Annotated in this window: 24 protein-coding genes; 14 read left to right on the top strand and 10 right to left on the bottom strand. The window is 67.2% G+C overall.

Going from position 1 to position 19,686, the window contains the following annotated elements; translation table 11 throughout:
* The first annotated feature begins 118 nt into the window (after positions 1-118).
* Complete coding sequence (locus VEY12_05665; GenBank protein HYM39617.1) at positions 119-544, top strand: ferredoxin family protein; 426 nt, start codon at positions 119-121, stop codon at positions 542-544.
* A 71-nt stretch (positions 545-615) separates the two neighbouring features.
* Here VEY12_05665 and VEY12_05660 read toward each other — a convergent pair whose 3' ends face one another.
* Complete coding sequence (locus VEY12_05660; GenBank protein ID HYM39616.1) at positions 616-1,521, bottom strand: FTR1 family protein; 906 nt, start codon at positions 1,519-1,521, stop codon at positions 616-618.
* 198 nt (positions 1,522-1,719) lie between these two features.
* Here VEY12_05660 and VEY12_05655 point away from each other — a divergent pair, with 198 nt between their 5' ends.
* Positions 1,720-2,163, top strand: a complete 444-nt coding sequence (locus VEY12_05655) for a metal-dependent transcriptional regulator (protein HYM39615.1) — start codon at positions 1,720-1,722, stop codon at positions 2,161-2,163.
* Here VEY12_05655 and larE read toward each other — a convergent pair.
* Positions 2,160-2,984, bottom strand: coding sequence for an ATP-dependent sacrificial sulfur transferase LarE (gene larE, locus VEY12_05650; GenBank protein HYM39614.1), 825 nt, complete (start codon positions 2,982-2,984; stop codon positions 2,160-2,162). The two genes, VEY12_05655 and larE, sit on opposite strands and share 4 nt — an antisense overlap.
* 79 nt (positions 2,985-3,063) lie before the next feature.
* Here larE and VEY12_05645 point away from each other — a divergent pair, with 79 nt between their 5' ends.
* Positions 3,064-4,281 (top strand): threonine synthase, encoded by a 1,218-nt coding sequence (locus VEY12_05645; GenBank protein HYM39613.1) that lies wholly within the window; start codon positions 3,064-3,066, stop codon positions 4,279-4,281.
* Here VEY12_05645 and VEY12_05640 read toward each other — a convergent pair.
* The gene (locus tag VEY12_05640) at positions 4,262-4,744 is read right to left on the bottom strand and encodes a peroxiredoxin (protein HYM39612.1); all 483 of its coding nucleotides are present in this window, start codon (positions 4,742-4,744) and stop codon (positions 4,262-4,264) included. The genes VEY12_05645 and VEY12_05640 overlap by 20 nt on opposite strands.
* A gap of 249 nt (positions 4,745-4,993) precedes the next feature.
* Here VEY12_05640 and VEY12_05635 point away from each other — a divergent pair, with 249 nt between their 5' ends.
* Both VEY12_05635 and VEY12_05630 read left to right on the top strand, forming a co-directional pair.
* A complete protein-coding gene (locus VEY12_05635) occupies positions 4,994-6,571 on the top strand; it encodes a radical SAM protein (GenBank protein ID HYM39611.1) in 1,578 nt (525 codons plus the stop codon).
* A 144-nt stretch (positions 6,572-6,715) separates the two neighbouring features.
* Positions 6,716-7,183, top strand: a complete 468-nt coding sequence (locus tag VEY12_05630) for an NUDIX hydrolase (GenBank protein HYM39610.1) — start codon at positions 6,716-6,718, stop codon at positions 7,181-7,183.
* A gap of 4 nt (positions 7,184-7,187) precedes the next feature.
* Here VEY12_05630 and VEY12_05625 read toward each other — a convergent pair whose 3' ends face one another.
* From VEY12_05625 to VEY12_05615, 3 genes are all read right to left on the bottom strand, one after another.
* Positions 7,188-7,442, bottom strand: a complete 255-nt coding sequence (locus tag VEY12_05625) for a hypothetical protein (protein ID HYM39609.1) — start codon at positions 7,440-7,442, stop codon at positions 7,188-7,190.
* A complete protein-coding gene (locus tag VEY12_05620; GenBank protein HYM39608.1) occupies positions 7,439-7,732 on the bottom strand; it encodes a hypothetical protein in 294 nt (97 codons plus the stop codon). The genes VEY12_05625 and VEY12_05620 overlap by 4 nt, the downstream gene beginning before the upstream one ends.
* 74 nt (positions 7,733-7,806) lie before the next feature.
* Positions 7,807-8,694, bottom strand: a complete 888-nt coding sequence (locus VEY12_05615; GenBank protein ID HYM39607.1) for a GNAT family N-acetyltransferase — start codon at positions 8,692-8,694, stop codon at positions 7,807-7,809.
* 81 nt (positions 8,695-8,775) lie between these two features.
* Between VEY12_05615 and VEY12_05610 the strand changes: the two genes are divergently transcribed.
* From VEY12_05610 to VEY12_05595, 4 genes are all read left to right on the top strand, one after another.
* Positions 8,776-9,912 (top strand): acyl-CoA dehydrogenase family protein, encoded by a 1,137-nt coding sequence (locus VEY12_05610; protein HYM39606.1) that lies wholly within the window; start codon positions 8,776-8,778, stop codon positions 9,910-9,912.
* Positions 9,902-10,099: a hypothetical protein gene (locus VEY12_05605; GenBank protein ID HYM39605.1), complete on the top strand. Its 198-nt coding sequence runs from the start codon at positions 9,902-9,904 to the stop codon at positions 10,097-10,099. Before VEY12_05610 ends, VEY12_05605 begins: the two co-directional genes overlap by 11 nt.
* Positions 10,100-10,238: 139 nt before the next feature.
* Positions 10,239-10,970 carry an alanyl-tRNA editing protein gene (locus VEY12_05600; protein HYM39604.1) on the top strand — a complete coding sequence of 244 codons (732 nt, stop codon included), beginning with the start codon at positions 10,239-10,241 and terminating at the stop codon, positions 10,968-10,970.
* A 65-nt stretch (positions 10,971-11,035) separates the two neighbouring features.
* Positions 11,036-12,013: a lactate/malate dehydrogenase family protein gene (locus VEY12_05595; GenBank protein ID HYM39603.1), complete on the top strand. Its 978-nt coding sequence runs from the start codon at positions 11,036-11,038 to the stop codon at positions 12,011-12,013.
* A gap of 16 nt (positions 12,014-12,029) precedes the next feature.
* Here the strand turns inward: VEY12_05595 and VEY12_05590 are convergent, their stop codons facing one another.
* Positions 12,030-12,311: a hypothetical protein gene (locus VEY12_05590; protein ID HYM39602.1), complete on the bottom strand. Its 282-nt coding sequence runs from the start codon at positions 12,309-12,311 to the stop codon at positions 12,030-12,032.
* A gap of 131 nt (positions 12,312-12,442) precedes the next feature.
* On the opposite strand from VEY12_05590, the gene VEY12_05585 reads away from it, so the two are divergent.
* The gene (locus VEY12_05585; protein HYM39601.1) at positions 12,443-12,811 is read left to right on the top strand and encodes a hypothetical protein; all 369 of its coding nucleotides are present in this window, start codon (positions 12,443-12,445) and stop codon (positions 12,809-12,811) included.
* Between the two features lie 11 nt (positions 12,812-12,822).
* On the opposite strand, the gene VEY12_05580 is transcribed toward VEY12_05585, so the two are convergent.
* On the bottom strand, positions 12,823-13,068 hold the full coding sequence (locus tag VEY12_05580) for an RNA repair domain-containing protein (protein HYM39600.1): 246 nt from the start codon (positions 13,066-13,068) through the stop codon (positions 12,823-12,825).
* Between the two features lie 59 nt (positions 13,069-13,127).
* On the opposite strand from VEY12_05580, the gene gatD reads away from it, so the two are divergent.
* The 4 genes from gatD to gatE all read left to right on the top strand — a co-directional run bounded on the left by gatD (position 13,128) and on the right by gatE (position 17,449).
* On the top strand, positions 13,128-14,432 hold the full coding sequence (gene gatD / locus VEY12_05575; GenBank protein HYM39599.1) for a Glu-tRNA(Gln) amidotransferase subunit GatD: 1,305 nt from the start codon (positions 13,128-13,130) through the stop codon (positions 14,430-14,432).
* 154 nt (positions 14,433-14,586) lie between these two features.
* Complete coding sequence (locus VEY12_05570) at positions 14,587-15,060, top strand: hypothetical protein (GenBank protein ID HYM39598.1); 474 nt, start codon at positions 14,587-14,589, stop codon at positions 15,058-15,060.
* 54 nt (positions 15,061-15,114) lie between these two features.
* Positions 15,115-15,519 carry a hypothetical protein gene (locus VEY12_05565; protein ID HYM39597.1) on the top strand — a complete coding sequence of 135 codons (405 nt, stop codon included), beginning with the start codon at positions 15,115-15,117 and terminating at the stop codon, positions 15,517-15,519.
* Positions 15,520-15,577: 58 nt separating this feature from the next.
* On the top strand, positions 15,578-17,449 hold the full coding sequence (gatE, locus tag VEY12_05560) for a Glu-tRNA(Gln) amidotransferase subunit GatE (GenBank protein HYM39596.1): 1,872 nt from the start codon (positions 15,578-15,580) through the stop codon (positions 17,447-17,449).
* Between the two features lies 1 nt (position 17,450).
* On the opposite strand, the gene VEY12_05555 is transcribed toward gatE, so the two are convergent.
* Positions 17,451-18,614, bottom strand: coding sequence for a hypothetical protein (locus VEY12_05555; GenBank protein HYM39595.1), 1,164 nt, complete (start codon positions 18,612-18,614; stop codon positions 17,451-17,453).
* A gap of 356 nt (positions 18,615-18,970) precedes the next feature.
* On the bottom strand, positions 18,971-19,686 hold a 716-nt coding region (locus VEY12_05550; protein ID HYM39594.1), incomplete at its 5' end, for a DUF885 family protein.

Raw genomic sequence — 19,686 nt, 5'->3', positions numbered from 1 at the left:
AGCGCGCGGCCGGAGAGATTTCGCGGAGTAATACCGGAATCCTCAAAAGGGGAAGGCGTATTCCAAAGCCGCCCGGCCCCCCGAAGGACCGGGCCTCACATCGTTTGGAGGCAGCCAGATGACGCGCGAGGTGGACTACGCACCCAAGCCGATCGACCCGGACTTCATGAACAAGCCCGACGAGTACCCGGAGACGGGCACCCACAACAACCACAAGGTCCTCGGCGAGGGTGTCCAGCGGATGGACGCCAACGGGGCTCCCTACCCGACGAAGCTGGGGATCCACGGGATCCACGTCGCGGTGGACTGGGAAGCCTGCGTGGCGGACGGCGTCTGCATGGACGTCTGCCCCGTCGACGTGTTCGAGTGGCAGTTCGCCCCGGGCAAGAAGGGCACGGGGAACGACAAGGTCATGGAGAAGGGCAGCGACGAGTACAACCAATACCGCACGGACAAGTCGGAACCAATCCGGGAGTCGGACTGCATCGACTGCATGGCGTGCGAGACGGCCTGCCCGACGAAGGCCATCAAGATCAACCCGTGAGCCGAACACGCACAATCGCGCGGATCCCGGCGCGCCCGTTCACCGCTGGAGGCTGTTGGGCAGCGGAGCGCTTATGGGGTCTCTCCCGCGACGGTCTTGTCGCGCGAAACGAGGGAACGCCAGAACCTGCGGAACGGCTCGACCACCACGGAGACCTTCCCGCTCCGGATTCCCAGGAAGACGATTGCGGTGAAGCTCCAATAGGCGGCGTAGGCCATCGATTCCAGAATGGTCGGCGCGTCGCTGTACCCGACGATGCCGCGGAGTAGGTAGCCCAAGGGGTTCTCGGGCCCGGCCGAGAACACGCCGCGCAGGTCGTACACGAGGCCGTTGCCGAACGTCCAGCCGAACGCCGCCTGGTACTCGTGGACCCCGGTCGCAAACAGACCGGCTCCGATCACGACGAGGGCGATGCCCGTGATCTGGAAGAACCGATGGAGCGGGATGCGCCACGACAGGCGCATGATGCCGACGCCGAGGACGCCGGCGATGAGGAGGCCAAGCCCCACGCCGATCGTGGCGTCCGCTGCGGAGGTCTCGGCCCCCGCACCGAACATGAGGAGGGCCGTCTCCACGCCTTCGCGGAAGACCACGAGGAAGGAGAGGGCGACGAGGCCGAGCAGTTGGCTTCCGTCCAAGTAGGAATCGATTCGCTTCTGGACATGTTGGGAGATGCTCTTGGACGCCTTCATCATCCAGAACACCATGGAAGTGAGGACGATCACGGCGAGGACCAGGGCGGTGCCCTCAAACGCGGACTCCGCGTTCCCTTCAAACTCCGCGCCGAGGAGGAACAGTCCGCCCGCGAGGCCCGCGCTCGCGGCGAAAGCGGCCGCGGTGCCGCCGTACACGTAGCGTCGCAGGCCCGGGCGGCCGATCTTGACGAGGTATCCAAGGATGATCCCCACGACGAGCGCGGCCTCCACGCCCTCGCGGAGACCGATGATCACTCCCGGTGCGATACCCGCAGTCGCCACGCCGCACGTCCCCGATGGCCCGGCTCTATAACGCTGTAATATATAACCGTTAGGTCGTCCAAAACCGTTTCCGAACCAACCTAAATTCTCGGGCCGCGCAGGCATCGGGCTAAGCCTGCCGCAAGTACAGTACATATCCTTCCGCCGATGCGGCTATAGGCTTTATGGAGGGTTCGCGCGTTTTGGAGCGCCGAAACCATGGCGAAGGCACTCGAGCTGACCGAGAACGTGGAAATGTACCTGAAGTACATCTTCCTGCTCTCGCAGCAGAACCACGGAGCGGCCCGGACGGGCGAGATCTCCCACTACCTGAAGGTGGCGCCCTCGAGCGTGACGGAAATGCTCGAGCGGCTCCAGAAGGAGAAACTCGTCAAGTACGCGAAGTACCAGGGAGCGTCGTTGACCAAGAAGGGACGGGACATCGCGCAGAAGATCCTACGGCGGCACTGCACGATGGAGTATTTCCTGGTCCACCTCGGCGTCCCCGAGGGAAAGTACCACGACGAGGCCTGCGAGATGGAGCACGTGCTGAGCGAGGACACCACGCGGCGGCTGCAGAAGCAGATCGACTGGCCCGCGACGTGCCCCGACTGCTACGACCTGTCGAGGCTCCACTGCAAGCACCTGGTCGCCAAGCGCTAGAGCCCCTCGTTCATTGAGCCGCTCCGGTATCCGCGGAGGTCCACGGTCACGTAGACGAAGCCCGCGTCCCGCACGGCCCGCAGCGCCTTCTCCGACATGTCCGGGGACGTGAGGCGAGGGATGTCCTCCCGGGGAACCTCGATCCGCGCGATGCCCTCATGGGCCCGCACCCGGACCACGGGAAAACCGAGGCGCCGGAGGGCCTGTTCTGCCGCGTCCACCCGCTGAAGCTTCTCCACGGTGATGACCTCCCCATAGGCGATTCGTGACGAGAGGCAGGCGTTGCTGGGCTTCCCGGCGAAGCTGAGCCCGAGTTCCTTCGCCAGGGCGCGGACCTCGGCCTTCCCCAGCCCGAGGTCGACCAAGGGATGCCAGAACCCCTCCTCGTTCATGGCCTGGATTCCGGGTCGGTAGTCGCCGAGATCCGAGAGGTTGACTCCGTCCGCGATCACCCGGAACCCGAGCTCGTCCGCGAGAGGGCGGAGGTTGCGGCCCAGCTCCTTGCGGCAGAAGTAGCATCGGTTCGTCGGGTTCGCGACGTAGGCTTCGCTCATGAGCTCGGACATCCGGAGGATCCGGAGGGGAATCCCGATCTCCCGCGCCTCCGCGACCGCCTCGTCGAGCTCGTGACGGGAGAGCGATTCCGCGTCCGCGAGGACCGCGATCGCGTCGGGCCCGAGGGCATCCCAGGCCACGCGGGCCACGAGGCCGCTGTCCACGCCTCCGGAGAAGGCGACCAGGATTCTTCCGCGCGCCCGCATGGCGTCGACCATGGCCCGGTACGCCCGGTCGAGATCGACGCTCGAGGCCATTGCGCCCATCGAGTGGTCCAAAGCGCCCGCCGAGATAAAACCCTGCGCACGGGCAAATGGTCATGGGACGAGTCGGCATCCCCCATGCGTGGGGCCGGACCGCCTCGAGTGCACCGCGTGCGCGAAACGCTTCGAGGTCCGCCTCCGGAACCTCTGCGACTGCGGCGCGCCGCTCTTCGCGAGGTACGACCTCGCCGCGGTGGACCGGAAGGACCTCACGCCCCGGAGGGATCTCTGGCGCTACGCTCCGCTGCTGCCCCTCGCGGGCCGCGAGGTCCGGTCGCGCGGCGAGGGCGGTACTCCGTTGGTCCGACTCGAAAGGATTGGCTCGGGCGGACGGGTCGCCCGCCTCAAGGTCGGCGCGCTCTACGTGAAGGACGAGGGATGCAATCCCACGAACACCTTCAAGGCGCGCGGGATGGCGGTTGCGGTTCCTATGGCCATGTCCCTCGGGGCGGAGCGCGTGGTCGCCCCCACCGCGGGCAACGCGGGAGCGGCCCTCGCCCTGTATGCGGCAACCTACGGGCTCGAGGCGACCGTGCTCACGACACCCGACGCGCCCCCGGAGGCGGTCCGGGATGCCGTGGGTCACGGGGCGAAGGTGGCCTGCGTCTCCGGGGACATTACGCGGGCGGGACGCCTCGCCCAGGAGGTCGCGACCGCGACAGGAGCCTTCAACCTCGCGACCCTGCGGGAGCCCTATCGCGTGGAGGGCAAGAAGACGATACTCTATGAGATCTGGGAGGACCTGGGCGGGATGCCCGACTGGATCCTCTTCCCCACGGGAGGCGGCACGGGGATCGCCGGGATCTGGAAAGCGCTCCAGGAACTCCGCGAGCTGGGCTGGTACGAGGGCCCGTGGCCTCGCCTCGGAGTCGTGCAAACCGAGGGATGCGCACCGCTCGTGAGGGCCTGGAGACAGGGCAAGGAGTCCGCAGAGCCGTGGTCGGACCCGAAAACGCGGGCCGCCGGGCTTCGCGTTCCCGCGACCCTCGCGGACCGACTCGTCCTTCGCGCGATCCGGGACACGAACGGCGTTGGCGTGACGGTGACCGAGGAGGCGATGACCCTGGCCGCCGTGAACCTAGCAGTCCTGGAGGGCGTGTCGGCGTGTCTCGAAGGTGCCGCGACGCTCGCGGGACTCCGCCGACTCCACGATGAAGGCGTGATCACGTCCAAGGATCGCGTCGTCCTGGTGAACACGGGATCGGCGCGCGGATCGGATGAGCCGATGCCTCAAATCCCGACCGTGGCCACGGCCCAGGAAGCCGCCGAGACGCTGGGTCTCACCTGGCAAGCTTCTTGACTTCCTCGAGGACCTTCTTGGAGTCGGGAGGCACCTTGGCGTCCTCCGTCACCCACTTGTACCGCACAACCCCGTTCTTGTCGAGGACGAACACGGACCGCTTGGAGACCCCCAGGTAATCCCCGAGTTTGTCGTAGAGGACGCCGTACGACTTGCTCACGGTCTTGTTCCAGTCGCTGAGCAGCGGGTAGTTCCCGTTGTTCGCGGCCCGGAAGGCCTTGTGGCTCGCGGCGCTGTCCGTGCTGATCCCGAAGACCTTGGCACCGTGGGCCTGCAGGTCGCCCATGGAGTCCCGCATCGCGCAGAGCTGGCCCGTGCACACGCCCGTGAAGTCGAACACGTAGAAGGACAGGACCACGGGGCCCTGGCCCAACTCCCTGGAGAGCGTGACGGACTTTCCCTCGTCGCTAGGCATCGTGAAATCGGGGGCCTTCTGTCCAACCTCGACCATGACGAATCCCAACCGAATTGGCCGAGGGACTGGCCTCCCTTAATCCTTTCGTTTTCCTGCGACGAACCGGGGACGCCGACGCGCTTCCCCATCCCCTCGTTTTCGGTCGGCCGAAAGATTTCCCTCCGGGAGACGTGCCCCGGTTGTCGTCGACGCGAATGCGAAACGTATAACTAGGGACGAGAGCGAATCACCGGGCTACCAAGCTACGAGGACCCAACCCGCTAGATGCGACAGCTCCTGAAAGCTGTGGGGGATCACATGGCGAAGATCGTGCTCGCCGCGGACTACACACTGATGACCGACTACCGAGGCGTGCCGCTGGCCACCTTCTTCAGCTGCATCCCCACGGACTACTGGCACTCCCGCCTCGTGTACCGGATCCTCGCGGACCCGCCGAAGCTGGATGGGAACGGCACGCCCATCCGCGCGCCTTACGGGCTCCGGAAGATCGAGGCCGGGCTCGTGAAGACGTACGGCCGCGACCAGGTCGTGATCGCACCGCCCCAGATGATCGAGCGGTACATCCAGGAGGACACGGAGGTCGTCGGGCTCCACACGATGGACCCCCTCGGTCTAGGCCCCGTGAGCATGTCGTTCACCATGGGCGGCGTCCTGACTCCGTACACGAAGGCCAAGTTCCTCGAACTCGCCGCGAAGAGCCAGAAGCCCAACCGGAAGTACAAGGTCATCCTGGGCGGGCCCGGCGCATGGCAGTTCGACAACCGGCCCGGCATTCAGGAGAAGCTCGGAATCGACCATGTCGTCTACGGGGAGTGCGACCATTTCATCGGCGACATCTTCGAGCAGGTCCGCACGGGCACCGCGCCTCCCGTGATGCGATTCAACAACCGAACCGCACCCCGGGTCGAGGAGGTCCCGAAGATCCTCGGACCCACGATGCACAACATGGTCGAAGTCATGCGCGGCTGCGGCCGCGGCTGCGAGTTCTGCGAGGTCACGCTCCGCCGCCCGAGGTACTTCCCCCTGGAGTTCATCGCAGACGAGATCGCCCAGGTCACCCGGGCGCCCGGCGGCGATTCGATCCAACTCCATTCGGACGACATCTTCCTGTACCGGCTGGAGAACTGGAAGACGTTCGAGCCCAACGAGGACGCGGTCAAGGGCCTGTTCCAGCACGTGATGAGCCAGCCGGGAGTGACGCACTGCTACCCGACCCACGGGACCGTGAGCGCCGCGGTGACGAACCCGGGCCTCATCCAGGACCTCTCCGAAATCGTCCACGCAGGGCCCGACAAGTGGATCGGGATCCAGAGCGGCATCGAGACGGGGAGTCCCAAGCTCTCCAAGGCCGTGCTGAACCGCAAGGCCGCACCGTTCACCGCGGAGGAGTGGCCCGACATCGTCGTGCAGGGCACGGAGATCCTGAACCGCAACTACTGGTTCCCCGCGTACACGATCATCATGGGCCTCCCGGGCGAGACCCCGGAGGACGCCTGGATGACCGTGGACCTGATCGACCGCATGGAGCAAATCCCGAACGCGCACTTCGTGACCGCTCCGCTCACGTTCGTGCCCATCGGCGCCCTCCGCGGCGAGGAGTTCTACAGCATCCACGACATGATCGACGAGGCCCGGTTCAACATCGCGTACCGGGCGTGGCGCCACGAGGTCTTGGAGATGGACTCCCTCCTGTGGGACCTCACGAAGCTCCCGCTGCCGCTGCGCGCCATGGTCGTGGCCACGGGCCGGGTCGGGGGACGGTACATCCTCCAGATCATGCGGCGGTACGGCGAGGACCGCGGCTTCCGCATTCGCCAGCCCGCGAAGACGCGGCGGCAGGCGGAAGGCCACACGATCAGCTTCCCGGCGGCATGAGCCACGCGCCGGAGCCTCTGCCACGCGCACCCGGATCCCCGGGCACCGAACGGCGATGACGTGCCGTGGTTCGTGGACCGCAAGTCCCCATGACGGAGCCGCGGAACCCTTATCGGGTCCGTCACCCCTGCGGGGGTCGGGTGCATGGAGGAAGTCGAGAAGGCGCTCTTCCCCGTAGGCGCGGGCACCGCGGCGGGCGGGCTCGAGTTGCGGTGCGTGGTGTTCGCACACCTCGAGGACCGCCTCGTGATCATCCGCCAGCACAAGGACCCCGTGTTCGGGGACGCGTGGACCCTGCCGGGAGGCACACTCGACTACGGGGTGCACCCGCGGCTATGCGCGACGCGCCTCCTGAAGACGCAGACCGGCGAGACGCCCAAGACGATCCGGCTCATCGGCGTGCGGTCCGCGATGGAGGGCGACTGGGTGCTCACGTTCGAGTTCGAGGCCCAGATGCCCGAGGAGGCTTCCTTGCAGAAGGGCAGCCACGCGGTACGCACGGAGCCGATCGATGCGGCCCTCCCGGAGGACCTGCATCCGTGGTCCCGATCCGAGCTCGAGATGTACAAGGTCCTGCGACTCGTCAAGGCGTCCCACGGGACGCCCAAGTGAGCCATCACCCCGAGTCGGCGACCCAATTCAGGTACTGTCGCGCCTTCGCCTCGGCGCCGTCCTCTCCCAGGATCGAAGGCAGCGTCTTCGAGCGCAGGAGATCCACAATCTTCTCGAGGTCCTGCTGCGTGAGGGCGTTCGGGTCGGCGTGCACGTCGCGGACGCGCTTGCGGAGCATGGCGAGGGCCATGTCCCCCCAGATGGACCGCATGTCCTCTGCGATGCGCTCGTACGCCGCCTGCACGCCCACGCGGATCACGCCTCGGTCGCCATCGTGTGCGCGCTCAGCCACGCGCTGTACGCGATGAAGAAGAGCACGAGCAGGGCGACGATCTGGAACGTGTCGGAGACCATGGGGTCCAGACCCAGCACGCGCGACGCCGCGCTCACGCCTAGTGCGATCCCGACCGCCGCGAGCCCGACGCTCAGGCGGTACAGCAGGCCGCCGTGCATCATCCGCACGCCCTTGTGCGCCACGAGGAAGACCCCGAGGACGCCGCAGAGGATGCTCAGGATGAGCACGACGAAACTCTCGTCCAACGCAATCATGTCATCGCCGGCCCGGGCGATGCTGGGGTCGCGGGCCTTAAGGCTAGGCCCTTCAGTCTCATTCCTGAGAATCGTCACTCGGTCGCCGCATCGAGCCGGGCCGTGACCGTCTGGCCGCCGACCTGCTCGAAGCCGAAGGCCCGATACAGGCGGATCGCGGGCTCGTTGCCCTCGGTCACGTACAGGGCCCACCGCGGCTCCTCGAGGGCGACAAGGCGCGTGGACGCCGCGGATAGGAGGGCGCGCGCGACGCCCTGACGCCTCCGGTCAGGCACCACGCCGAGCTCCGCCACCAGGGGCCCTTCCATCCAATAGGCAACGAGGATGGCTCCCGTGAGACGCTCGCCCTCGAGGGCGACGAACGAAGCTTCCGGCATGAAGCGACCCGTTCCGCCCCGGAGGATCCCCGTCACGAATTCGCGCCAGTACTCCACGGAACCCACGTGCAACCCGTAGGCCTGCTCCATGTGGCCCTCGTAGACGTCCCGGAAGAACGTCGCGAGTTTCGGGACCTCGCCTTCCTCCGGCGGCTTGAGCGTCGGGCCCGGGCCCGGCAGGCGGCGGGTGGCGCCCTCCATGCGCATCCGCGAGAAGACGCGCCGGAAACCGAGGGATTCGAAGTCTCTCTGGTAGGCATCCTCGAAGGAGGCAGTGATCGCGCCGTTGCCCTGCGTTCGGAGCAGGTCGATGGCCTTGATGATCGCGGCGCTCCCGTCGCGGCGGTGGGCGGGGTCCATGGAGAATCCCGTGATCGTCCCCGGGAGGAGGCGCATCGCGCCGACGATTGCGTCGCCTTCGCGGACCGCGAAGTGCGTGCGCTGCTCCTCCGTCGGAAGGGTGAGGTAGCGGTCGACGTGGGCCGCGACGGACCGGGTGGGGAGGTTCGTGCGACCCGCGACGAAGACGCTCCAGTAGGCGTGGGCGTCGGGGGACCTCAGCGGCTCGATCCCGAGGGGAGGCATCGCACGTGCGAACCGAGGGGGCGACTTGAACCTTTCCAACGGGCCGAAATTTTATCCCGTGACGGGCCTTGTCTCTAGCCGATGGACTTCGAGCCGACCGAGACCCAGGCGATGACCCGGAAGATGGTCCGGGACTTCGTGGAACGCGATGTGATCCCGGAGTCGATGCGGTACGACGAGAGCCAAGAATTCCCGGACCCCTGGGCGAAGAAGATGGGGGAGCTGGGGCTCCTGGGGATCTTCGTCCCCGAGAAGTACGGCGGCTCGGGCCTCGACACCGTCTGCTACGCGATCGCGATCGAAGAACTCGCGCGCGGCGACGCGAGTGCGTCCGTGATCGCCGCGGTCTGCAACGGCCTCGCCTGCGAGCCGATCCTCCGGTGGGGCACGGAGGCGCAGAAGCTGGAGTACCTCGTGCCCCTCGCGCGCGGCGAGTGGATCGGGGCATACGGGCTGACGGAGCCGGGGAGCGGCTCGGACGCCGCGGCCATGCGGACGACGGCCAAGCTCGTGGGGGACGAGTGGGAGCTGAACGGGTCCAAGGCGCTGATCACGAACGCGCTCAAGGCCAAGGTCCTCGTGGCCTACGCCCGCACCGGCGACAAGAAGTACGACATCTCCTGCTTCATCGTGCCCACGGATTCGCCGGGGTTCCACCTGGAGAAGAAGGAGAACAAGATGGGGATCCGGGCGAGCGACACGATGCTCATCGCGTTCGACCACATGCGGATCCCCAAGGAGAACCTCCTGGGCCAAGAGGGAAAGGGGTTCAACATCGCCCTGGCCACCCTGGACGGGGGCCGGATCGGTATCGCAGCCCAGGCGCTCGGGATCGCCCAGCGCGCCCTCGAGGAGTCCCTGAAGTACGCGAAGGACCGCGAAGCCTTCGGCCAGAAGATCGCGGAGTTCCAGGCGATCCAGTGGAAGCTGGCGGACATGGCCACGGAGATCGAGGCGGCGCGTCTCCTGACGTACAAAGTGGCTTGGCTCAAGGAGAAGGGCCGACGGCACACGTACGAATCGAGTGTCGCGAAGCTCTTCGCGTCCGAGGCGGCGCATCGCGCCGTCGACGCCGCCGTGCAGATCCACGGCGGGTATGGCTTCATCAAGGACTATGTCGTCGAGAAGCTGTACCGTGACCAGCGGATCACGGAGCTCTATGAGGGCACATCGGAAGTCCAGCGCATGGTCATCGCGCGTGCAGTTCTTGGGAAGTGAGCACGGAAGAGCCCATCGGGAATGGTACCGGCTTCTGGCCGAGTACTACGACCACCTCTACGATCCGCGGCGGATTGCGTGGGCCTATCCCTTCCTGCAGGACCTGCTCCGGCACCGAGGCCCGATCTCCGGCGTGCTCGACGTTACCTGCGGGACCTTTGCACTCGCCGTGGCCCTCAGAGAATGAACCCCGGTCGGGCGTCAAGTCACACAGTGCGGGACGCCGTCTCGGCCGGCGTGCATTGGCGCCTGCGGGTTTCGCCCATGGCGCAATTGTGCCCACGGGCGCGAACCCTTTATGGTCGCGCGCGGCCTCCCGGGGCTCGATGCCCACCCGCGTCCTGTACATGGAGACCCGGAAGGGCCAGGAGCCGGACCCCTGCTATCTGCGCGAGTTCGACGCGACGGTCACGGAACGGGGTCCCGACTACGTGGTCCTCGACCAGACCGCGTTCTACGCGGAAGGAGGCGGTCAGCCGGACGATCACGGCATCCTGCGGTGGTCCGGCGGTGAAGCCAATGTCCTCCGGGTCACGAAGGAGAAGGGGGTCGTGAAGCACCATGTGGACCGGATGCCCGCGGCCGACTCGGTGCACGGGGTCATCGATTGGGATCGGCGGTACAAGCACATGCGGATGCACACGTCCCAGCACATCATGTCCGGGCTCGTGTTCCGCATCTACGCGGCGCGGACCGTGGGCAACCAGATCCACGCGGACTTCAGCCGGGTCGACTTCCAACCCGCGAACTTCACGGCGCAGGACCTCCAGCGGATCGAGGACGAGTGCAACCGGGTCGCCGAGGCCGCCATGGACGTGCGGATCTTCGAGGAGGACCGGGTCGCCGTGGCGAACCGCGTCGAGGACCGGGCCCTGCTCGACCTAATCCCCCAGAGCATCCGCCGGCTCCGGATCATCGAGGTCGGGAGCGCGGACTACTGTCCCTGCGGCGGTACCCACCTCAAGAACACCAAGGAGATCGGCCGCGTGCACGTGTTGGAGAAGCGATCCAAGGGCAAGGAGACGGACCGCATCTCCTACGACCTCCGGCCCGCCTGAAGGGAGGGATGCCGGGTGCACCGATGCCGCAACAGACCGTATCAACCCCGTGCCGGGTGAGGAGCGTGGCGATCCGGTTGAAGGTGGGCATCGTCGGCGTGGGCAAGCTCGGCGGCGAGATCGCCTTCGCCGTCGCCCGCGACGGCACGTGGGATGACATCGTCCTCTATGACGTCGTTGGGGACCTGGCGTGGGCTCAGGCCGAGGACATCCGGAGCGGGATCGCGGAACGATCCGACACCGTCGTGCGCGCGGGAACCCTGGAGGACCTGGCGGATTCCCAGGTCGTGCTCCTCGTCGCGGGGCAGGGCCGTAAGCCCGGGATGACGCGGCTCGACCTGCTCCACGCGAACGCGCCCCTCGTGCGGGACCTGAGCCGGCAGATCGTGAAGGTGGCGCCCCACGCCACCCTCGTGGTCCTGACGAACCCGGTCGACGTCCTCACCACGATCGCCTGGGAGGCCTCCGGGCTGGCGCGCGACCGCGTCCTCGGCTCGGGCGCTCTCCTCGACTCCGTGCGACTCCGGTGCATCCTCGCGGACCGCTTCAAGGTGAGGCCCTCCCAGGTCGAGGCCTTCGTCCTCGGCGAACACGGCGAGCGCGCCGTGCCCCTGTACAGCCGCGTGCGCATCCAAGGGAGGTCCGTGGAGCTGAGTCCCGCGGACAAGGCCGCCATCTTGGAGGAGCTCCGCGGTCTCAGCACGAAGATCATCCAGGGGAAGGGCGGGACCGCCTACGGTCCGGCCGGCGCGACGGCGAGCCTCCTCCATGCGTTGGTGTCCCCGCGCCCGTCCACGGCTCCCGCCTCGGTGGTCCTCCATGGGGAATATGGGGTCCAAGATCTCGCGCTCGGCGTTCCCGCCGTCGTCGGCAAAGGCCACTTGCTCCGGGTCGAGGAGTGGCCCCTGCCGCCCGAAGAGCAACAAGCCCTCGACGCCGCAGCGCACGACCTCGGCGAGTTCGCGCAGGACGCGAGCGTCCTGCTCGGCCTGGCCGTGCGCCACACGACCCTGGACCGGTTCGGGAAGCCCGCGGCTCGTTGACCGCCGCGGCACCCGATCAGAGGTCGACGGCGCGCGTCCCGTCCCACACCTTCCGCGTGCCCTTCTCCGCCGCGGGCAACAGCAGGTCGCGGTGCGACTTCGTCGGGATGATGAAGAACTCCTCGGTCTTCCCGGACTCCGCGACCAGGACGAGCTTCACCTTGCCGCCCTCCATGGGCTCGCCCGTTTCCGGATGCAGGTAGCGGTACCGCACGTAGCGTCCGCGGTCAAGGAGGGCGCGGACCTCGATCTCGCCCTTCTTCGTCTTCGTGAGGACCTCCTCGGGGAACATCGCCATGGGACACCGCGGATCGGGGAAGGCCGTCGGGCGACAAGAAGGCGCGGGATAAAAATCAACCTTAAACAAGGTTGATTCGAAATCGCGAAAGTTTCAAATGCCGCTCCGGGGCTCCGACCCCGAGGGATGTCTTGACCAACTACGCCGATATCGCGGTCCGCGGTTCCGTCCAGAACGTCCAACAGCTCGTGCAGGGCGCCTTCGTCGCGAACCGGTTCGCCGTGTCGTGGGCGGGCGCCTTGAAAGGGAAGGCGGAGAAAGGCAGCCGGGGGATGAACCTCGCCCTCGGCGCGCTCGCGCAGTACTACGCGGTTGACTTCGAGATCTACCCGGGCCCGGACAGCGCGGTCCTCCGCCTGTACCAAGCGAACTCGGGCTGGGCGGGTGGGATGATCGGGGCCCATCGCGTGAAGAAGCAGTTCGAGGAGCTCCACAACCTCCTGGTGACCTGGTTCCAGCAGCAGGGCGTGCTCACGGGGAGCGTCAAGGCGAAGACCTGAGGGCGCCCCGCTCATCGCGCCGGTCGGACGAAGATCGCCCGGCCCGCGACCTCGATCCGCTCGATCTTGTAGTAGGGGAGGCGCCCCTCGCTCGCCGTGGTGAAGTACCTGCGCTCGAGGTCCACGATGTCGGAGCCGCGGATGACCCGCGCGCCCTCGGGCCGCATGCGATCCCGGTACCAGAGGACCGCTTCCCCGAGACGATCGGGAGAGCGCCAACGCAGCTCGTTGAGGACCTCGCGGGCCGTCGGCGCCATGGAGGCGGGAACGCGACACCTCCCCAAAACCCTTATCGGGTGAGCCCGTTCCTGCTCCGATGGAGTATCCCCCGCGCATCCGCGCCCTCCTGGACCGAGCGAAGGCGGACCAAGGGGACACGGTCCGCGTTGGGGCGCGGCGCGAATCGTACGAGGGCGTCCTCATGCCCCACACCTCGTTCAGCGGCGAGGACATCCTCACCCTGAAGCTCGGCAGCGGCTACAACATCGGGATCGCGGCGGAGGACGTCGAAGCCGTCGAGGTCATCGCGAAGCACGCACCCCACGAGGTGGAACGGCGCCTGCCGCCCGCCTCGGCGGCGAAGCCGACCGTCGCGGTCCTGGGGACGGGCGGCACGATCGCCTCCTACGTGGACTATCGGACCGGCGCCGTCCACCCGGCCGTCACGGCGGAGGAACTCGTCTTCTCGGTGCCGGAACTCCTCGACGTCTGCAACGTCAAGGCGCGCGTGATCTACAGCATCTACAGCGAGGACCTGAAGCCCGAGAACTGGCAGCACCTGGCCGAGGAGACCGCGAAGGAGCTGAACGCGGGTGCGGCGGGCATCCTGATCCCCCACGGCACGGACACGCTCCACTTCACGGCGGCGGCCCTCGCCTTCATGCTCCGGGACCTGACCGGCCCCGTGGTCGTCGTCGGCTCCCAGCGCTCCTCGGACCGGCCGTCCTCCGACGCGGCGTCCAACCTCCTGTGCGGGGCGCGGGTAGCGACCGCGGCGTTCGGCGAGGTCGTCGGCGTGATGCACGCGGAGACGTCCGACTCGTTCGACTGGATCCACCGAGGCACCAAGGTGCGGAAGATGCATGCGTCGCGGCGGGACGCCTTCCGCTCCATGAACGCGACCCCCCTGGGCACGGTCCGCCCGGAGGGCCCCGTCGACATCACGGAGCCCGTCCAGCCGCGGGCCAAAGGGCCCGTGACCGTGGACAGCAAGCTCGACCTCGACGTTGCGCTCGTCCACTTCTATCCGGGGATGAAGACCGCGGTCCTCGAGAACTGTCTGAAGGCATCCCACGGGGTCGTCCTCGCGGGGACGGGGCTGGGGCATGTGTCGCACGACCTCTTGCCGGCCATCCACCGCGCGACGCGGGACGGCATCCCCGTCGTGATGACGACCCAGACCCTCCAGGGCCGGGTGTCCATGCGCGTGTACGACACCGGGCGCGACCTAATCAAGGCGGGTGTGATCAGCGGCGAGGACATCCTCCCTGAGGTGGCCTACGTCAAGCTCATGTGGGTCCTCGGGCACACGAAGGACCCCGCGGACGTGGCGAAGGCCATGGCGACGAACGTGGCGGGGGAGATTAACCCGAGGATCGGGCTGGACGAGTTCTCCGAGTAGCCGGACGGCCCTCTCGGTCACCGCAGGCGGCCTTATCCCACTTCGAAGCGGTCGGCGGCGGTAACACAATGGGGAATGCCCCCAGCACGCCCAGCAACCCCACCGCCGCTCGTTAAGCTTATGCGCGGCCAGGGGTTGACGCGACGCGGGCAGGATGAAGATCGACCAGGTGGGCGAGGTCGGGGTGGTCCTGACGGCGGCCAACGAGCCCGTCCTCACCGGGAAGGATCAGGTCATCGGCTTCCGCGCACTGAGCTACGAGATCTACAAAGGAACCCTCTTCGCGAAGCGGCCCCTCGTCGAAAAGCGGCACGGGTGGGCGTGGCAGACCCGCCAGCGGATCCTCCTGCTGGATGACGCGTGGATGGACCTGCCCGGCGGAACGAAGGGGAAGCGATACCACGAGATCCCCTTCGACGAGGCCACGGACGTGGTCCACAAGAAGCGACGCGTGCTCCTCCACGCGGAGGATGCGGAGCACGGCAAGGTCATCTTCGAGTTCCGGCCCTTCGGGGCCGCCTCCCGGCTCCTGGCCTGGCTCAAGAAGGAGAAGGAGCACCGGGAGATGCGGGAGGAAGGCACCCTGGAATCGCCCTACCGCCCCGAGGACCGTCGGCGGCAAACCTGAACGTTTCCACGCAGCTTGATACGTCCCCCGCGATTCTCTCGAGCGGCGAGAGCCATGCCCGTCCCGGAAGAGTACGACCAAGTGTGGGACCTGCTCGTGGAGACGCATCGGAAGGCCCACGAGGAGCACAAACCGCCTGCGGCCGACATGAACTGCTGCGCGGAGTATGCGATCATGATGGCGCTCCGCTCCGCCTCGACCCTGAAGCCCGACTATCCGGCCCACCTGATGCGCCGAATCTCCGCGCTCCCCGAACTGGACCGCGACTTCTACGTGAAGAACGTCCTGTCCACGGACGGCGAGGCGGAGCCCGCGGACCCCGAGGCGTTGCGGGAGTACCGGGCGGCCCGCAGGCACCACATCCTGTGGGGCGAGCTCAAGGCCGCGGCGGCGCGGATCGAGGAACTCGAGGCGAAACTGGAGCGCGGTCCGGCGGAGAGCCCGAAGCGCGGCGACTGACCGCGTGCGGCGCGGGCCGCGAAAGCCTTATTCGAACCCCCCGGCCTTTCCGCCGCGGATGGACTACCGCGCCCTAGGGCTCAAGGTGGGCCTCGAGATCCACCAGCAGCTCCTGACCCACAAGCTCTTCTGCGACTGCGCCTCCCGCCTCTCCGAGGAGGACGGCGGCATCCGCTTCCAGCGCCGCCTTCGGCCCACGCAGAGCGAACTCGGCGAGGTGGACGCGGCGGCCATCGAGGAGGCACGTCGCCACCTGACGTTCGTCTACGAGGCGACGTCGAACTCGTGCCTCGTCGAGGCGGACGAGGAACCGCCTCACCCCCCGAACGAGGAGGCGCTGGAGATCGTCCTGGAAATTGCCCTCCTCCTGGGAGCGACGCCCGTGCGGGAGGTCGACTTCATGCGGAAGATCGTGATCGACGGGTCCAACACCGCGGGCTTCCAGCGCTCGGCCCTCGTCGGCCTGGATGGGTCGATCCAGGTGAACGGGAAGCGCATCGGAATCCCTACGATCCTTCTGGAGGAGGACGCCGCCCGCAAGGTGGGGGAGAAGGTCGGCGAGATCTTCTACCGCCTCGACCGGCTCGGCATCCCGCTCGCAGAGGTCTCCACAACGCCGGACATCGCGTCCCCGGGGGAGGCGCGGGAGGTGGCCCTCGCGATTGGCTCGCTCCTGCGCGCGACGCGCAAGGTCATCCGGGGCATCGGGACGATCCGCGAGGACGTGAACATCTCCATCCGGGGAGGAGCCCGCATCGAGGTCAAGGGCGTCCAGGAAGTGCGGCTCATCGAGACGTTCGTCGAGAAGGAGGTCGAGCGGCAGCTCATGCTGATCGACGTGGCCCGGGAACTCGCGGCGCGCGGGGGCGGGGCCGTGTCTCAGGACGGCATCGACCTGACCGCAACGTTCACTGCGTCCCCCTCCAAGGTCGTCCAGGGAGCCCTGAAGAAGGGAGGGAGGGTCCTGGCATGGCCCCTCCCCGGGTTCGCGGGTCTCCTCAAGGGAAAGCTGGGCCCCGAGCTCGCGGCACACGCCCGAGTCGCCGGTGTGGGCGGCATCTTCCATTCCGACGAGCTGCCCGCGTACGGGATCACGCAGGGCGAGGTGGACGCGGTCCGCCGCGCCCTGAACTTGGGCGACCGCGACGCCTTCGTCCTCGTCGCGGACGAGGAGGCGAAGTGTCTCCATGCGATCGAGGAGATGCATCCCCGGGCCGCGTACGCGGTGAAGGGCGTCCCCGAAGAGACCCGCGATCCCCGACCCGATGGGAGCACGGTCTACAGCCGCCCGCTCCCGGGGAAGGCCCGCATGTATCCGGAGACGGATGTCCCGCCTCTGCGCGTCCACGAGGACCGCCTGAAGCGGATTCGGGAGCACCTGCCCGAGCGGCCCGAGGCGAAGGTGCCCCGCCTGGTTCGGGAGTACCGGATCCACGAACAGCAGGCGCGGCAGCTGGTCCAGGAGGGGAGCGACGATCTCTTCGAGACGATCGCCCGGGAGTTCGGGGAGACCACCCTGGTAGCCACGGTCCTCCTCTACCACTACTCGGAGTTGCGGCGGGAGGGTCTCGACGTGGACGGAATCCCGGAGGACCACCTGCGTGAGCTCTTCTCGCTCCTGAAGGCGGGGCGCTTCGCGAAGGAGGCGATTCCGGAGTTGCTGCGGCAGATGGCGGAGAGTGGCGCCCGCGCGTCGGATGCCCTTCTGGCGACCGGAGTTCGTGGTTTGAACCGCGAGGAGCTCGTGGCCATCGTGGACGAAGTCCTCGACGCCTCGGCAGACCTGATCCGATTGCGCGGCGGCGCCGCGGAGAAGGGCCTCATGGGACGCGTCATGGATCGGGTGCGCGGTCGAGCGGACGGCCAGATCGTCAGCCAAGTCCTCCGGAGTAGGCTCGCGGACCGGCTCGCCAAGAACCCGGAAACGTAGCCTATCCGCTTTCCGGCGGACGGCGGGAACCGCTCCGGAGCACGAGCAGGACAGCGAGGACCGTCGCCACCCCAATGCCCGCGACGAGAACGAGGAGGACGAACGCCAGGACGGGAATGCCGAGGACGGTGCCTTCCGTCGCGCCGCTCGAGCTGGCGCTCGTCACGTTGACCATGCCGATCTCGCTTGCCCCGGTCCCACTCGCCCCATCGAAGTAGAGATGCGGCGGAGCCCCCTCCACGAACTCCGGGTCGCCTACGCCCGCACTGTCCCAGGTCCCGGGTGGGTCGTATCCGAGGAGCGGCGCGCTGCCACGGGTCCACGTGTACCCATCCAGGGAGGTCGCGAGGCCGATTTGACCTCGCGTGAAGGATCTGCGCCCTCCATAGAACAGGGTCCATGGGGAACCCGGAACGACGGACGGGTTCGCCACCGTGTAATCGTCCCAGCTGCCCGATGGGCCGGGCCGGAAGACAGGGTTGCCCGCCCACTTTGTGAACGTCACGAGATCCGTGGAGGTCGCGACGCCTATGGCGGCCGTGTGATTCGCGGCGTACATCGTGTAGTACATCCGGTAATCTCCGGGAGCACCCGGCGCAACGGAAGGGTCTCCGACAGACCCTCCGTCCCAGTCGGATACGTTCCCCACGTCGAGGGCAAGTGCAGGTGTGCTCCACGTGACCCCGTCGGTCGAGGTGGCGTGGAAGATCCGATCCGTGTAGCCCAGGGGACCCACGCCCCACACGACCGACTCGAACCACAGGTGGTACGTACCCGCAATCAACAGCAGGAACGGAGAGCCGCTTCCGTCGTTCAGGAAGAGGCTGCCCCCAAGCTTCGTCCAGGCGATGCCGTTACGAGAGTGGGCCGCCAAGATTCGGTTACGGGAGCCATCGGAGCCGGTGTAGTACATGAGGTAGGATCCGTTGAGCGCGCGGACCACCGCCGGCTGGGAGACCTGGGCGGCGTCCAAGGAGCCCGGGGGACCCACCGGGAGGACCAGGAGGCGCGGACCGACGACGGACCAGTCCATGGCAGAGGAGGCCGTACCGGGACGGTCGCCGCGGGCGACGATTGGCGAGATCACGGCCACGACGATCGCGCACGCCAGGATACACGCCCACAGCGCACATCGCTCCCGTCGGCCCGAGCCTGGCAGATCCAAGGAAGCACCCTCCTGAGGGCACGCGATGGGCCGGCGAAGTCATCAAGGTTTCGCGTGTTCCCGCCGAGCGGGAAAAGGGATAAGAAAAGAAAGGAAAGAACTGATAGGCCTCCACAACGTCAGGAGGGCCGCACCCTTAGTGCTTGCCCTTCTTCGCTTTCTTCGCGGCCTTCTTTGCCATGGTCAGGGTCTAACTCCTCCTGGGGGCAGACCCCATTATACACGGACACAGTATGCATCCCAGCTCTTAAACATGTCTAGGCGAGCCGAAATTTCCGCGGTGAGTTGTCCGCCGGACTTCCTCGACGGGTTCTGGAGCTGCTGCACCTGCGTGCAGTCTCCGGGGGCTGAACTTCCTAGAGGGCGGGTCCTGCATCGGGCCCCAAGAGCGCCTCGCGGGCGAGGCCGAGGGGCGGCGCGCCGAGGCCGAGGAATGCATCGTGGAACTCCCGCAGACTCGCGCCCGTATGTCGGGCCATCCAGTCCGTGCGGAGCTTTTTGATCATGAGCTTGCCGAGCGTGTAGTTCAGGTATCCCGGGTCGAAGGTCCCGCGCTTCGCCTCGCGCTCCGCGGGCAGGTGTTCGAGGAATGCGTTCTCCATGAAGAACCGCGTGGCTTCCTCCCACGACCATCCGAACACGTGCATCCGGATCGACGAAATGTACCGGCAGTCACGCAGGAGCGCATCCTGAAGCTGGGCCACCCGGAGCCGTGGATCCCGGTCTCCGAGACCTTCTTGGATCATCATCTCCTCGCAGTAGTGGGCCCAGCCCTCCGTGAACGCGAAGGAGAAGTGGGACTTGCGCACAGGCGACGCGACCTTGTACCGAACGTGGAGGAAATGGACGAAGTGCCCCGGATAACACTCATGGACGGCGATCATCCGAAGGAGCGCGTAGTTGAGGGTACGTAGCCACTCTTCGGCCTGTTCCGCAGGCCACGTGGGGTCCACCGGGGTCACGTAGTAGAGCGCCTCCTTAGCGACCTTCTCGAAAGGCCCCGGAGGGTTGAGCGCCGCGGCCATGAATCGGAAGAATCGCGGGGTCTCGATGACCGTGGGCCGGTCCTCCG

This window comes from Thermoplasmata archaeon, from assembly GCA_035632695.1.
Classification (GTDB): domain Archaea; phylum Thermoplasmatota; class Thermoplasmata; order RBG-16-68-12; family RBG-16-68-12; genus RBG-16-68-12.
Note: the sequence above shows the minus strand (reverse complement) of the source record. Positions and strands in the feature narration are given on the sequence as shown.